Source organism: Fuerstiella marisgermanici (assembly GCF_001983935.1).
In the GTDB taxonomy this organism is placed as follows: Bacteria; Planctomycetota; Planctomycetia; order Planctomycetales; family Planctomycetaceae; genus Fuerstiella; species Fuerstiella marisgermanici.
Map to the genome: position 1 here is coordinate 1,150,663 of NZ_CP017641.1, position 13,690 is coordinate 1,164,352.

Here is a 13,690-nt window from a genome sequence, read left to right on the forward strand (position 1 = left end):
GATTATTCGTCTTCAGCCCAGCGCTGCATGGCTTCCAGCGATTCGTCGCGTTCTTCGCGGGTGGCGAACAGAGAATCGTCGCCTTCGATGCGGACTTCGTAACGCCCTTCGACAAGACATTCTTCGTTCCCGCAAAAGTGCGGCAGGTCCGAAATCCAGACAATGCGAGACAGGGGAACGTGTTTATCGTCAATGATGGTGAAGATGCCGGACACGGCTTTTCTCCGTAATCAGTGGTGCGAAAGCGGTTGACTCAGCCAGCCAGTGCTTCGAGAATTTTCTGGCAGGCCTGAGACTTGTTCAATGCGTAAAAGTGAATGCCGCGCGCACCGTTGTCTCGCAGAGCAGTGCATTGTTCGATGGCATAGCCGACGCCAATTTCGAATTGCGCGTCCGCGTCATCCTGAACGGCTTCCAGCCGCGTTGCTAATGCCTCAGGAAACACCGTGCCGCACATTGATGTGATGCGTTTGATTCTGGCAAAATCGGTAATCGGCATGATGCCCGGAACGATTGGAACTGTAATCCCGGCAGCTGCGCAGCTGTCACGAAAACGGAAGAAATTGTCGTTGTCGAAAAACAGTTGAGTGAAGACCGCATCGGCTCCGGCGTCGACTTTACGTTTGAGGTTTGCCATGTCGACCTCCATGCTGGGCGCTTCCAGATGCTTTTCCGGATAGCCCGCGACGCCGATTGCGAAGTCTTTCGGATGGTCCTGGATAAGTTGAACCAGTTGGTTGGCGTACTGAAGCCCGCCATCAACCGCCTGAAATGATTCCTCCCCCTTCGGCGGATCGCCTCGCAGCGCCATGATGTTTTCAATGCCAGCGGCGGCCGCCTGGTCCAGCCACTCGTTTAATTGATCTCGAGTGGAACCCACACAGGTAAAATGAGCCATCGCCGGGCGATCAAAGTCTGATTTAATTTCCTGACACCAGCTAACGGTGCGGTCCTGAGTTGACCCACCGGCTCCGTAGGTACACGACACAAACGCAGGCTGATGCTGCACCAACGTCTTCAGGTGCTTGCGCAGAGCATCGTCGCCCTCCGGCGTCTTTGGTGGAAAGATTTCAATTGAAACCGCGAACGGGTTCGACGAAAAAACTTCGGGCAGTCGCATTGCAAATATCTGATAAAACGTTGATGTTCCGTAGAGAAGCTGGCGGGAATGTTAGTCCCTGACGTCACAATACCACCAGCCATATTTGGCTTTTATCGGGCTTCCCGGTTTTTAGAGCCGGAATGGCGGCATTTGCCGGCCGCGACGCAAGAAACATCTACACGCTGCTGTTTGGTCTCATGGCAATTCAATTTAACTGCCCCTACTGCACGGCTGCCATTCGCGTAGCAGATCAATACTCCGGCAAGCAGGGAAGCTGTCCGAAGTGCAAGACAAAACTGATTGTGCCGACGGTCGTTCCGCCTTCCGTCCCGCCAGCGGCCGAACTTCAGCCCGCTCCGGTCGCACCTCAGCCAACACCCGCCGCTCCCGCTGAAGTCGTACCGCCGCTCGTGCCTGATGTGGCTCCACCACCGGTCGCAGTCAGTCGTCGTCGAAATCGACGGCGGAAGAGGGCGTCGAAGCTGTATTCTATCGGGATCCCTGTCGTCTGTTTCCTGACCTTCTTCGGGATCGTGATCGCCGTCATGATGATGCGACCTCAGGAACTGAAGGGCGTGCTGACAGGTTCGATCGCGCGAGACATGCGGATTCCGTCTGTGACGGTACCACTGGCGTCGTTGCAGTTGAACGACGAAGACCAGGCCGAGGCGATGCAGGCGTTCGAAGATTCTCCCGAAGCCTTCGTGAGCTCACAAATGACGTGCCGCATCAGACTGGACGGGAAGTCACTGGTCGTGGATGTGGCTGCTGGTGACGAGTTTGAGTGGTTCGCTGTGAACCCGAACGCCAGCGTCAATCTCCGCGACTGGATTCGTGACCACATTGCGGCAGCCAACACGCAACGCCTTAACCGAATCGCCGAAACCGGTACGGCACTTTGCAAAGACAAGATTCTGAAGGCGAGTGGCTCTCGAGTCGTCTTTGATGCCGCAACCTACCGCGACGGATTCGGCCTGAACGCTCACGTGGATGCGTTCGGTTTCGTGGTCGAGGCCGTCACCAACAACCGCGTGTCGCCGTGCGCTCACGAAGATTCGAAAGGAACTTTATATTTCGCCCTGCCCAAAGACACCACGTCGTTCGTGCTGCGAGGCCGATCGCAGAACGGTGGCAAGCCAATTTTCCCCGGCGAGTATACCGTTCAGGTGTCTGTCGCCGCAGACGCTGCTTCAGGAGATTCACCAGCTGATGATTCTCCGGAAGAACCGGCTGAAGCTAACGCCGCTGAACCGTCAATGCCCAAGGAGAACAGTGACGCTCCCGATGCACCAGCAGATGCTGTGAAACCTGATGCGGACTAAACCAGTTCCATCGATTCAATGCCCAGCTTACTCTGCACCGTGCGGCTAAGTGTTTCGCGTACGATTTCGATGGGGATACGGTCGTAGACCTGCTGAAAGAAGCCTTCCACGATCATGTGCATGGCTTCGTTTTCGCTGATGCCGCGACTTTGAGCGTAAAAAATCTGCTCTTCGTCGACCTGACCAGTGGTAGCTCCGTGAGTACACCGCACGTCGTCCGCTTCGATTTCGAGGCCGGGAATGCTGTCGCACCGAGCGTCGCGGCTTAGCATCAAGGCGTCGCTGCGTTGGTAGCCGTCCGTTTGCTGAGCGGCCTCGTCCACCTTGATCATGCCACGCCAGATGACTCGTGATTCGTCTCGTAGAACTTCCTTGTACAGCAGGTCGCTATGCGTGCCCTGAGCTTTGTGATGCTGCTGAGTGTAGTAGCTGATCTTCTGACGATCGCAGGCAAACGTCACGCCGTTGACTTCGGCGGTTGAAGCTCGCCCGTTCAGATTGACGTCCTGATGAATGTGGCTGAGCTTGCTGCCAAGCCCGACCACCGTCCATTGCAACGATCCTTCGCTGTCCACGTTGCCGGCCTGGTGAGCGAAGTGCCAGGTCTTTTGGTTCCAGTTCTGAAGTTGGACGTATCGCAGATTGGAATGCTTGCCGACGATCAGTTCGACGCAGCCGACATGCAATCCGCTGATGTTTTCATCAGCCGATGTGGTTTCTTCCAGCAGGGTGGCTCGAGCTTCGTCTTCGACAATGATCAGCGTGTGCCCGAAGTCAGCGACACCGTCTTTGGTGTGCGCAATCAGACTATGGAGCGGCAAGTCGACTTCAACGCCTTTCGGCACGTACAGCAGAGTACCGCTCGTCCAGAACGCCGCGTGCCACGCACTGAAGCGGTCGGCGTCCGGCTTGACGGCCTGCGTCATGAAATACGGTTCCAGAAGTTCGCGGTGTTCGGTCAGCAGAGTCTGCAGGTCACCGAACAGCACGCCTTTGGCTTTGATCTCGCCATTGAAATTGGCGTGAGTCGTTTGGCCATCTACGTGTCCGATGCTGCCGCCGTATTCGGTTTCGTTGGCCAGCAACGTGCTGACGGACGATGCATCGGATTCTCCTGTGGCCGGACGAAACTTGCCCGCGTTAAAGATTCGCAAATCGACGCGTTTAAATTCTTCCGGGTCGAGATCTTCATTGACCAGCTGCTGATACTGAGCAAACGCCGCTCGCCGAGCGTCCGTGATCCACGACGGTTCGACGCGGCTATCAAGAAACGTTTCAAAGACTTCAGCGTCGAAAGCGATGCGGGATATGTTAATGGTTGCTGTCATTAGTTTGCTCAATTCCCAGTGCGGCTTTATCGTCAAGCGTGAGCTGGAACGGGATCTTTCCCAAGTCCAAACTCTGAGTGTTAAGGATGATGTCTTTGCGGAGTATGTAACCCTTAAGTTCGTGCCAAACACGAAGTTCGTGGGTTCCATACGGGAGTTTCGGTATCTCGAACTTTCCATCAGAGTTCGAGACTGTCATGTAAGGATGATCGAGCACCAGAATGTGAGCCGACATCCACGGGTGATAGTCACATTGCATCACAAAAGGAAAGAACTCACGCATCTGGTGTCGAACAGACGTCGTCGAGTTCGGTGTTACGAGCGATCCCAGTCCCTGATTCCGCAATGAGTAACTATTCGGATTGTGCGACACGGAGTCTTTGTTGGTGAGTTCTAAATGCTGGCCGGTTCTGACACAAAGAGCGTGAGGTCGGTACCTACATCCACGAATGGACAATGTTGCTGGCTTTGATGTTGGTTCGGTCAGATCTGGGTGGATCAATTCCCTCCTGAGCTTGTACACATAGATGAAAACGTTGTGGACTCCGGCTGTGTCGCCACTCCACACAAGTCGTTCATTCGGAATGCCTTCGGCAGCACACACCGCTCCATCTTTAACGTGCGCTCCCTCAGGAACCAGTGGCGGGAGTGCCGGAATTGCTTCGGTGAGTACAATCCGTCCGGAAATCACGCCGTATCGTAGTGCAGGATTCTGGTCCCCATATCCAGATGAGGCGCAAACCAAGAAGCTCAAGAGCCAGATAGTTTGTTTGGCAAGTGTGTTCACTGGTTGTGCAAAATCGAGTGTTGCCAGCGAGGTGTATTCGGTGACGGCAGGATATGATTTTCGATTCAGAAAGGACGGTGGCCTTACCCAACAGATCCTTCCATTTGCAGTTCGATCAGTCGGTTCATTTCGACTGCATATTCCATTGGAAGTTCCTTGACCAACGGTTCAATGAATCCGGTGACGATCATCGCTGACGCTTCCGCTTCGGTCAGACCACGGCTCATCAGGTAGAACAATTGTTCTTCCGCGATCTTGCTGACGCTGGCTTCGTGTTCGATGGCCACGTCCTGCTCTTCAACTTCGATGTAAGGGTACGTGTCGCTTTTGCTTTGTGGATCAAGAATCAAAGCGTCGCACACTACGTTGCTCTTACAGTGATGAGCGCCTTTTTCGACTTTGACAAGGCCACGATAGCTGCCTCGGCCGCCGTCTTTCGTGATCGATTTGGAGATGATACGGCTGCTGGTGTGAGGTGCACAATGCACCATCTTGGCTCCCGCATCCTGATGCTGGTCCTTACCAGCGAAGGCGATCGACAGCGTTTCACCACGAGCTCCCGGTTCCATCAGGTAGATGGCTGGATACTTCATCGTAAGCTTGCTGCCCAGGTTTCCGTCGACCCATTCCATCAACGAGTTGCCGTACGCCATGGCTCGCTTGGTGACCAGGTTATAAACGTTGCTCGACCAGTTCTGGATAGTCGTGTAACGGAATCGCCCTTCACGCTTCACAACAATTTCGACCACGGCACTGTGCAGACTGTCGCTGCTGTACGTTGGAGCCGTACAACCTTCGACATAGTGAGCCGACGCACCTTCGTCGACGATGATAAGCGTTCGTTCGAACTGCCCCATGTTTTCGCTGTTGATGCGAAAGTAAGCCTGCATCGGAAATTCGATGTGAACTCCCGGTGGCACATAGATGAACGATCCGCCCGACCACACGGCACTGTTAAGCGCGGCGAACTTGTTGTCTTCCGGAGGAATAATCGTGGCGAAATACTCGCGGAAAATTTCCGGATGGTCGCGTAGAGCCGAATCGGTATCAGTGAAGAGCACACCCTGTTTCGCAAGGTCTTCCTGCAGACTGCCGTACACCACTTCAGATTCGTACTGAGCCTTCACGCCGGAAAGAAACTTCTTTTCGGCTTCTGGGATGCCGAGGCGGTCGTAGGTTCGGCGAATGTCTTCGGGGACGTCGTCCCAGCTTCGTTCCTGCCCCTTGGATGCCTTCATGTAATAGAAGATCTCGTTGAAGTCGAGTTCCGACATATCGCCGCCCCAATTGGGCATGGGGCGAGATTCAAAGATTTCAAGCGACTTCAGGCGAAAGTCCCGCATCCACGCGGGTTCCTTCTTCATCTCCGAAATCTGCCCGACCATCTCGCGGTCGAGCCCCTTACGGCTCTTGAACTCGTAGTTGTCCGTCGAATCGTGAAAACCAAACTGGTAATCGCCGATGGATACGTCTTCTTTTTCCGGTGCGTCTGTGCTCATGATTTATTCAGCTTGAAATTCGGGATTTCTGATCTGTGATTTGAAAGTCGTGGTGCGAAATTTATTCAGTGAATTGCACAAGATGATCGGTGATCCATTTTCTTAATTCATCGCGGTTCATCTCGCCAGCCGCCAAACGCAGAAACGCTCGTTCCGCATCGTCGACATCCGCTTCAACAGTAAATCCATTCAGGTTGAGCAGCATCCTCATCGAGGCGTGTCCAACTCGCTTATTGCCGTCAGCGAATGGGTGGTTGCCGACGACTGAAAAACATAATGCCGCGGCCTTGTCGACCAACGTCGGGTAGAGTTCCTTACCACCAAACGACACGGATTGCTGAGCAATTGCGGACTCCAGCAAACCAAGATCGCGGATACCTTTTCCGCCTCCACTGCGTTCGATGATTGCCTTGTGAATTGTCAGTATGTCTGCCAGTGACAGCAGTTCCATTAACCCAGCCGTTGATATAGTTCTTTGTTTTCGTCAAGAACTCGATCCAAAAGCCGATCGAAGCGTTCGTCGCGATGAGACAGCAACTCTCGCACAGCCACGGCAGCAAGCTCTTCGCTACTGAGATTGAGCTCAGCGGCTTTTTCTGCGAGTTGCTTGCGCAACTCCTCAGTCAGGTCAATCGTTATTGACATGGGACTGCCTCTCCGCGACACGTAATCAGTTAAACCGCAGCAGCTTCTGCCTTCGCATTGTCTGCATCGGCGTCTGGATGACGCTCTCGCACGCCTGCGTAACCATTGTTGTGCAGGTCTTCTGCCAACGCCGCGTCGCCGGTTTCGACGATGCGGCCGCCCAGCATCACGTGAGTGAACTTCGGTGGATTATATTCCAGCAGGCGTTCGTGGTGTGTAATAATTAACACACCCATTTCCGGGCCCGCCAGCTTGGCAAGACCTTCACTGACAACTCGAACAGCATCGCTGTCCAATCCACTGTCTGTTTCGTCCAGAATGGCGAACTTCGGCTGCAGCATGGCCATCTGCAGGATTTCCATTCGCTTCTTTTCGCCGCCGGAAAAGCCATCGTTCAGGTATCGTCGAGCGAACTCAACGTCCATCCCCAGCTCTTCCATCTTCGCTTTGATTTCCTTGCGGAATTCTCGCATACCAACCAGACCTTCGCCTTCTTTGCGGTCTGGATTGCGGATGTTGCTGATGGCGTGGCGAATGAAGTCGGCCACTTTGACGCCAGGAATCACAACCGGATACTGGAACGCCAGGAACATGCCCAGACGAGCTCGTTCGTCAGCTTCCAGTTCTGTGATGTTGACGGTTTCGCCATCGGGCGAGCTGATTTCGATGCTGCCTTGCGTGACCGTGTACTTCGGATGACCGGCCAGAGCGTACGCCAGCGTACTTTTCCCGCAGCCGTTCGGGCCCATCAAAGCGTGGACTTCGCCCTGGCGAATTTCCATGTTGACGCCCTTCAAAATGGGCGTGTCGGCGACCGAAACGTGCAGATCGGTGATTTTGAGCAGGCTGCTCATGCTGTCGCAATTCCTTGTTAAAGAAGCGGTTCGCGGCGGGCGAACCACTCAGGATATCAGTCAAACGTTGTGAGTTATTAGTAACTTCGAAGTGGCGGTTCGAAGAGTGACTCGACTTTCTGAGTCGAGTCATGAAAGTTTATCTTGAAGCGAACCGCCGCCAGATTTCTTTGGGCGGCTACTCGCTAATGCAATTTCGAGAGTCTGTTGTGTTGAATGAAGGAGCTAGCGATTTGACGTCGCATCCGGTCGACTCGGCAAGTCGATCCACACTAAACGTTGAGCGCTGAGTAGCCGCTGTGATGCGGAATCGGCAGTTTTTGTTCGCCCTTGGTGATTTTACGGGCCTTAATCTTGTCCTGAATTCTCATCAAGCCTTCCAGCAATGCTTCAGGTCGTGGAGGACAGCCTGGAACGTAAACGTCCACGGGCACGACAAGGTCCACGCCCTTCACAACGTGATAGCCATACTTGAAGTATGGGCCACCGCCGACAGTGCAGGCTCCCATTGCGATCACATATTTCGGATCCGCCATTTGCTCGTACAAACGACGGACTCGGCTGGCCATTTTGTAGGTGACCGTGCCGGCCACGATCATCAGGTCAGCCTGGCGAGGCGTCGCTCGGAAAGCTCCCGCACCGAAGCGGTCAATGTCGTACTTGCTGGCACCCGTCGCCATCATTTCGATCGCACAGCACGCCAAGCCAAACGTCATTGGCCAGATACTGGACTGCTGGCCCCAGTTCATGGCATCTTCCATCGTCGTCGTAATGACGTTTTCTTCGAACCGTCCTTCAATCCATGTCATGTCGAGTCGTTTCCCTAAACGCTTACCATTTAATTCGCGGTTTGACTGATATCCCATAACGCCACATTACAGGAAGCTGCGAACCGCAAACTGTATCAGGCCAAGACTTTCGTTCAATTCTGTGCGTCGTTTTCTGAAGGTTGGGACCGCCGAGCGACAAATTTGAAATCACCGATTTGAGAACTCAGAACGCTCATTTCCCAGCCGTCTGTACCTCAAATTCACAACAATGATGTCCGTCTCGACAGCGGTTTTTGAATTCCACCGGAGCTCCCAAAACCTGTTCCAACACCTGCCGTTCGACCTGGCAAATTGTTTCGTCCACATCGGCCAGCATCGGAAACGGGCAATTGGTTTCTCGCAGAATCGGCAACGCAGCCGAATGGTCGCTTTCTACGTTGAAACCGCTCGACCTCATTTCCTCAGCCAGTTGATCCAGCCGCTGATCCGCCGAATGACCTTCTGTCAATTTGCGACGAAACCGGTCGGCCAGGCGGTCTCGAACCTGAGAAATCAACTGTTCCTTCACAGCGGAATCCTCAAGGCCGACGATCGCCTCCCACAACACAACTGCCAGCTCGCGGTAGTCTTCCCCCAGCGAATGCAGCCCTTCGGCGGTCACGCGGTAAACGTTTTTCGGACGCCCGCGAGACTGAGACTGCTGATCACTGACAATCACACCGCTCGCTTCCAGCCGCGTAATACGCTGCCGAATGGCGTTCCGTGTGACATCCAAAACATCGCACAGATCCTGCACCGTTGCTTCGCCACTGCGATGCAGGTGTTCCAGAATTTCGCGGTCTTTGGTGTCTGTCACTGACATCTGCCACAGCTTTGAAGCGATGAGGTACTGACTGGTGTTCGACGGAATGGTAGCCAGCCCAAAGCTTTTGGCAATTTAGTGTGCCAAAAATAGCGTAAATGAGATCAGGTCTCAGTGGCAGTGTCGATTTTGGGATGTCAGCCGGTGTGCGGTGTACGGTCGAATGGGCATGAGGTGAACAGCCGTTGTGATCCGCCTCGGATGGATCCGCTATCGCCCAATTCCATTTGGCCGATAAAGGGCATGCGTGGCGTTGCCTACCGGCACGCCCCTATCACGTAGCAAGTGCCAGAGGGGACGTGCTGCGTTCGGAATATCTTTGGCTGACACGATCTGAGATGGAAAGCGAATGCTATTCCTGCTTTGTCTTGTCTGCTTCGACAGTTACCACCGCTCCGGCTGCTTCAAACTTCTCTCGCCATTCTTCGGCCGCTGAACTTGTCAGGCCCGACTTCACGACGATCGGAGTGAAGTCCAGCACCTCTTTAGCCGTCGGTAAATCGACGTCAGTCAGCTCCATAATTAGCTTCATCACTGCGACGCGGGACCTCTTCGTTTCCTTCAGGCGGATGCGAAATGTCGGGCCATGACTCGCTGCCATGCTCTTTCCATTCTCAGTGGTCGCCGCGGTGGCGTTGTTCCTGGCTATCGGCGTTTGCACTGCCGATTCGCTGGCGATCAACGATTCCAGCGTAACGACGTATTTATTGCTCCACTTAGGCCAATAGATTTCGACGCCGCCGTCTTCGGGGGCCGATAGCAGCTCAACTTCATCCCAGCGGCTGCCCCAGGAAACTTTGCATTTCATGCCAGGTTTAAGTGGTGTCTTTTCAGTCACGCGTGCGTAACCACTCGGTATGTCAATCCTGATCGGATATGACCGAAACGATCGCTTTCGTGTTGCTTTACGCATCGCAGTCAATTCAGCGGCAAACTCGGCGACAGCCTTTGGCGATTTCAGCTGAGCGAGAACGTCTTTGCGGATTGTGATCTGATCGCGGCGAAACTGCTCCTCCTGCCGACCGTGGGGGTTTCGAATGGCGGTGACCGTGCCTGCAGTAGCGCTGGTGACCTTATACTCCCATCCACCTCCAACGATGTAGACAGAAACCGGGGTACCGGGAACCAGTTTGACATCAGCGGTCAGAACCACTTCGCCAGCAGGTGGCGGTTGGAGTGCTCCTTCCGGGATGATGACGCTTGGTTTGAAAGATGACGGATCTGTTGCCAGTTTTTCGACGGTCTCTTTCGAAAGCGCAATCGCAGACGTTGGATGCCACTTGTTGCGAGCGTGGCCAAGTTGCGGCCAGTGAATTGTGATTCTCGGCGTTCCTGATGCTTGAGACACACTGAGAACTTCTGCCTTCATCCATTCCCCTTCAAACGCGGCCAGCACGGGGGTTCCCGGGACAAGCGTGACGGTGCGTTCGGCGACAGAGTATCCGGCTGGTGGAGGTGGCGGAGGGCCGTATTTCTTTTTTCGGGTCTCGTAGATTCTTAGCTCATTGGGGCGAAGTTCACGCGCGTAAGTGACCGTCGGCACGTTGCCACGAATCGCAGACTTCGACACTTTGAAATACAACGGATTGACTGGCTTTGGCGCCGAGCGATAGTAGCGACGGTTGCCAATCGGTGCTGTATCCGTAAATTCGACGTACGCTTCCACGTCTGCTCCGAATTCCGTTTTGTCCTTGAGGACATCGTAGCTACACGTAATCAGCCCTCGGCGTTGATTCAAGACCGTTGTGGAAATCGGAAATCGGTGCTGCCTGCCGTTTGTGGTCGCGACCACATGAAAAGTACCGGTCAAGGGGCCGGTGCAAACAAAGTCCATTTCTAAGGCATTGCGGAGGTTCGAACCTGGGCGGAGATTCGATATTTCAAACCACGGATGCTCGTCAAAGCGACACAGGGGATTGACCAGCGGACCTGAACTCAGCGGAAGGACTTTTTCTCCTCCCATCCTTTTTACAAGGTCTGCCGAATCGGACGTTTTGGGGGTTTGAGCGTTTGCGGACGCGAGTGTCAGAGAGGCCAAGCCTCCCAGTAGTAGGTTTCTGACAACTTTCCACATGGTGTTTCTCACGCAAAGAGACGTTTGAAGCAATGATCACGCTTGGCTGCGACTCGGTATTTCGGACCGAACAGCGAGGCCATTGGGCGGTGCCTGAGCGTAATCAATTCTGCCCTTAATGACAAACTCTCAGCTCGCCTGCAGACGTGCTTCACGAAAACGCATCCCGTCACCAGAAAAATCCTCGTAGGCGCAGCGTGTGCCCCTCACATTCTCCGGGCAAAACGTCTTGGACGTAGCTTACACCGTTACAGCAGCGTGTCAGCGCTTGCGTCGGTTGGTTCCGTTGGCGAAATCGCGTGCCTCACGAATCACTGGGGCCAGAAGGATCAGGCCGACCGATAGACTGCCCAGCAAGATTAGAATTGGCGTCCAGTTTCGTGTGCCGTGCATTCGAGCCAACCCGACGCCGGGCAGGTAGTCGACCTTTACGCTTCCGGATGTCTTGTCCGGCACCCTCAGCTTTTCCCGACGACTCTCATCGCCGTCGGTGTACTGGATTAGTCCGTTTTCCATGATGCTGGCAGTGGCAGTCTGTGCCAGGAAGTAGAACTGCACCTCGACAATACTCTTCCACATGGCATAAAGGATCACACATACGACTAACGACGCGAACTTGATCTTTTTGTTCGTCTCATATCCTTCGGGATCGAGGTACTTTTGGAACATGTAGAGTGGCATGTGCGGTCCCCGCTGGGTTGTTGAACGGTAAACCGCATCGTAGGTGCAGAACAGCTCGCGCAGCAATCCAGTAGCTGTCCATTTCCGCGTGGTGCGCAGCGTGAGGTGTGGTGTTCAGTTGGCGGGGACGAGTTTGGACAGTCGCGACTGACCGGGCGGCGCGGAGGTCAGGCCGACTTCAAGTTTCAGTCGATCAAACAGACTGAATCCATCCTGCTGCCACGTCATGACCTCGGCCACCACGGAACTGAGCGTTGGTGTTTTCAGATGGAGATTCAGCGATTCCAGGACGCTTGTAAGAATGCTGCGGCGACGGGCTCCCTTCGATGTTTTGCTCGTTCGACCTGTGCGACGGTCCATGGCCGCGCCGCGAAGACTGCGTTCCGCTTCGTTGTTCGTTGCTGGCGCGGCCGGGCTTGTCACAAAACAAAACAACTCCTCTTCCGTCATCAGCCGAATCAGTTCTGAGACCAGGTTGTCAAAATCCTTGCCGAAGTCGGCCGCCCGAACATCGGAATCCTCGGCGCAGTAACGCACCAGCAGAGCCGCCAGCGTGTTATCAAGTTCATCGACCTTCGCCGCACGACCGGCATCGCCAAGACGACCATCGGCGGCGTGGCGTTTGGCCGCGTAGAAAATTTCCAGCAGGCCGTCGAGCAGTCGCTGGTACTCTTCGTTGTCCGGCTTCAGCAGCGTCAGACGGATGGCCTTCCGCAGCAGGTGAGCCCAGCATTTCTGTGCGTGACTGAAACCTCGGTACACGGCCGCATCGTCCGAAACAAGCACGCCTCCAAACAACTCTTTCGACAGGATCTGAGCCAGTGTGTCGCCGTCTTTGCGGCATCCGAAGATCAGCACGCGCGCCTTCTCCGACAAAAAAGCCCACACGCTGTTGATACTCCAACTGGTTTCGTCTGCATGCACAATCGCACTGAACGCCATCAGGTCACACAGAGATTCGAATTCCTGTTCCCAACGCCGTGCCAGTTGATTCAACAGAGCGTCCGCCTGGGATTTGCCGAGCGGCAGATTCCAGAAGAATTCAATCAATGCACACGTCTTGTCGATCGACAGTCCCGTGATGGTCACAATGCGAGCCAGCGCGATATGAACTTCAATGCCGAATTCGGACCGCGGCCACACGCCCGGAATTTCGGATTTCTCGCCGTTGGGGCCGTGATAGATTTCATAGACGACCTGCACGGCTTGGCCGTTGATCACTCTCCAGACGAAACGTTCCCGAACGAAACGGCACTCTGCGACGTTGTAACCTTCCGGCAGAATGAGTTCGCGTCGTTCGGCGTTGTCCGCTTTCTGCTCGGTTGTGCGACGACCGCGACGCGCCGAGGATTGTTTTTTGCGACCTTTTCGGCGGCCCGTTTCAGCGCGGCGTCTCTCTTCCGCCGTCACCGAAAACGCCTCGTCGAGTCGCTCTGTGGGGTTCTTACCTTCGAGCTCTTCAATCCGATCACGCAGCCGCCGGTTCTCGTCCCGCAGCTCCGCAACCTCACGCTGCAGGCTAAGCACAAGCTGCTTCACTTCCACAGCGATGATCTGACTGACATCCGTGTCCATCCACCTGTCGTATCAAAATCTAACCGACAGAAAAAGACCAGTCTCCAAGCTGAAATGGACAGCTACGATGGGTTCGCCCTGTGGTTGTTCAAACTAGCAGCCACGCAGAAACAGAGTTCGCGTGCGGCGCGGTCCAGCGCGTTGCCAATCACTTCGATTCGCTCAAGCTTGTCTTGCAGACACTCGCTCTG

The 13,690-nt window shown here is 54.6% G+C and carries 14 protein-coding genes; 1 reads left to right on the plus strand and 13 read right to left on the minus strand.

Annotation, left to right across the window (positions count from 1 at the left end; translation table 11 throughout):
- Window positions 1–2 precede the first annotated feature (2 nt).
- Window positions 3–215: a hypothetical protein gene (locus Fuma_RS04205; RefSeq protein WP_077023041.1), complete on the minus strand. Its 213-nt coding sequence runs from the start codon at window positions 213–215 to the stop codon at window positions 3–5.
- A gap of 38 nt (window positions 216–253) precedes the next feature.
- Window positions 254–1,120 (minus strand): methylenetetrahydrofolate reductase [NAD(P)H], encoded by an 867-nt coding sequence (metF, locus tag Fuma_RS04210; protein ID WP_077023042.1) that lies wholly within the window; start codon window positions 1,118–1,120, stop codon window positions 254–256.
- A gap of 122 nt (window positions 1,121–1,242) precedes the next feature.
- Here metF and Fuma_RS04215 point away from each other — a divergent pair, with 122 nt between their 5' ends.
- Window positions 1,243–2,424, plus strand: coding sequence for a hypothetical protein (locus Fuma_RS04215; RefSeq protein ID WP_077023043.1), 1,182 nt, complete (start codon window positions 1,243–1,245; stop codon window positions 2,422–2,424).
- Here Fuma_RS04215 and sufD read toward each other — a convergent pair.
- The 11 genes from sufD to Fuma_RS04270 all read right to left on the minus strand — a co-directional run bounded on the left by sufD (window position 2,421) and on the right by Fuma_RS04270 (window position 13,499).
- Window positions 2,421–3,752, minus strand: a complete 1,332-nt coding sequence (sufD, locus tag Fuma_RS04220; RefSeq protein WP_077023044.1) for a Fe-S cluster assembly protein SufD — start codon at window positions 3,750–3,752, stop codon at window positions 2,421–2,423. The genes Fuma_RS04215 and sufD overlap by 4 nt on opposite strands.
- Window positions 3,736–4,125: a peptidase associated/transthyretin-like domain-containing protein gene (locus tag Fuma_RS04225; RefSeq protein ID WP_145943977.1), complete on the minus strand. Its 390-nt coding sequence runs from the start codon at window positions 4,123–4,125 to the stop codon at window positions 3,736–3,738. The genes sufD and Fuma_RS04225 overlap by 17 nt, the downstream gene beginning before the upstream one ends.
- Window positions 4,126–4,622: 497 nt before the next feature.
- Entirely contained in the window at window positions 4,623–6,038 is a 1,416-nt protein-coding gene (sufB, locus tag Fuma_RS04230; RefSeq protein ID WP_077023046.1) for a Fe-S cluster assembly protein SufB, read from the minus strand.
- A 61-nt stretch (window positions 6,039–6,099) separates the two neighbouring features.
- Window positions 6,100–6,489, minus strand: a complete 390-nt coding sequence (locus Fuma_RS04235; RefSeq protein WP_077023047.1) for a type II toxin-antitoxin system death-on-curing family toxin — start codon at window positions 6,487–6,489, stop codon at window positions 6,100–6,102.
- Entirely contained in the window at window positions 6,489–6,683 is a 195-nt protein-coding gene (locus Fuma_RS04240; protein WP_077023048.1) for a hypothetical protein, read from the minus strand. Before Fuma_RS04240 ends, Fuma_RS04235 begins: the two co-directional genes overlap by 1 nt.
- Window positions 6,684–6,712: 29 nt before the next feature.
- Window positions 6,713–7,537 (minus strand): Fe-S cluster assembly ATPase SufC, encoded by an 825-nt coding sequence (gene sufC / locus Fuma_RS04245; protein WP_077023049.1) that lies wholly within the window; start codon window positions 7,535–7,537, stop codon window positions 6,713–6,715.
- A gap of 272 nt (window positions 7,538–7,809) precedes the next feature.
- Window positions 7,810–8,346: an NADH-quinone oxidoreductase subunit B gene (locus Fuma_RS04250; RefSeq protein WP_077023050.1), complete on the minus strand. Its 537-nt coding sequence runs from the start codon at window positions 8,344–8,346 to the stop codon at window positions 7,810–7,812.
- 193 nt (window positions 8,347–8,539) lie between these two features.
- The gene (locus Fuma_RS04255; protein ID WP_077023051.1) at window positions 8,540–9,169 is read right to left on the minus strand and encodes a helix-turn-helix transcriptional regulator; all 630 of its coding nucleotides are present in this window, start codon (window positions 9,167–9,169) and stop codon (window positions 8,540–8,542) included.
- A 352-nt stretch (window positions 9,170–9,521) separates the two neighbouring features.
- A complete protein-coding gene (locus Fuma_RS04260) occupies window positions 9,522–11,243 on the minus strand; it encodes a ribosomal protein L7/L12 (protein WP_083731790.1) in 1,722 nt (573 codons plus the stop codon).
- 261 nt (window positions 11,244–11,504) lie between these two features.
- Entirely contained in the window at window positions 11,505–11,924 is a 420-nt protein-coding gene (locus Fuma_RS04265; protein ID WP_145943978.1) for a hypothetical protein, read from the minus strand.
- A 114-nt stretch (window positions 11,925–12,038) separates the two neighbouring features.
- On the minus strand, window positions 12,039–13,499 hold the full coding sequence (locus tag Fuma_RS04270; protein WP_077022387.1) for an IS66 family transposase: 1,461 nt from the start codon (window positions 13,497–13,499) through the stop codon (window positions 12,039–12,041).
- Between the last annotated feature and the right edge of the window lie 191 nt (window positions 13,500–13,690).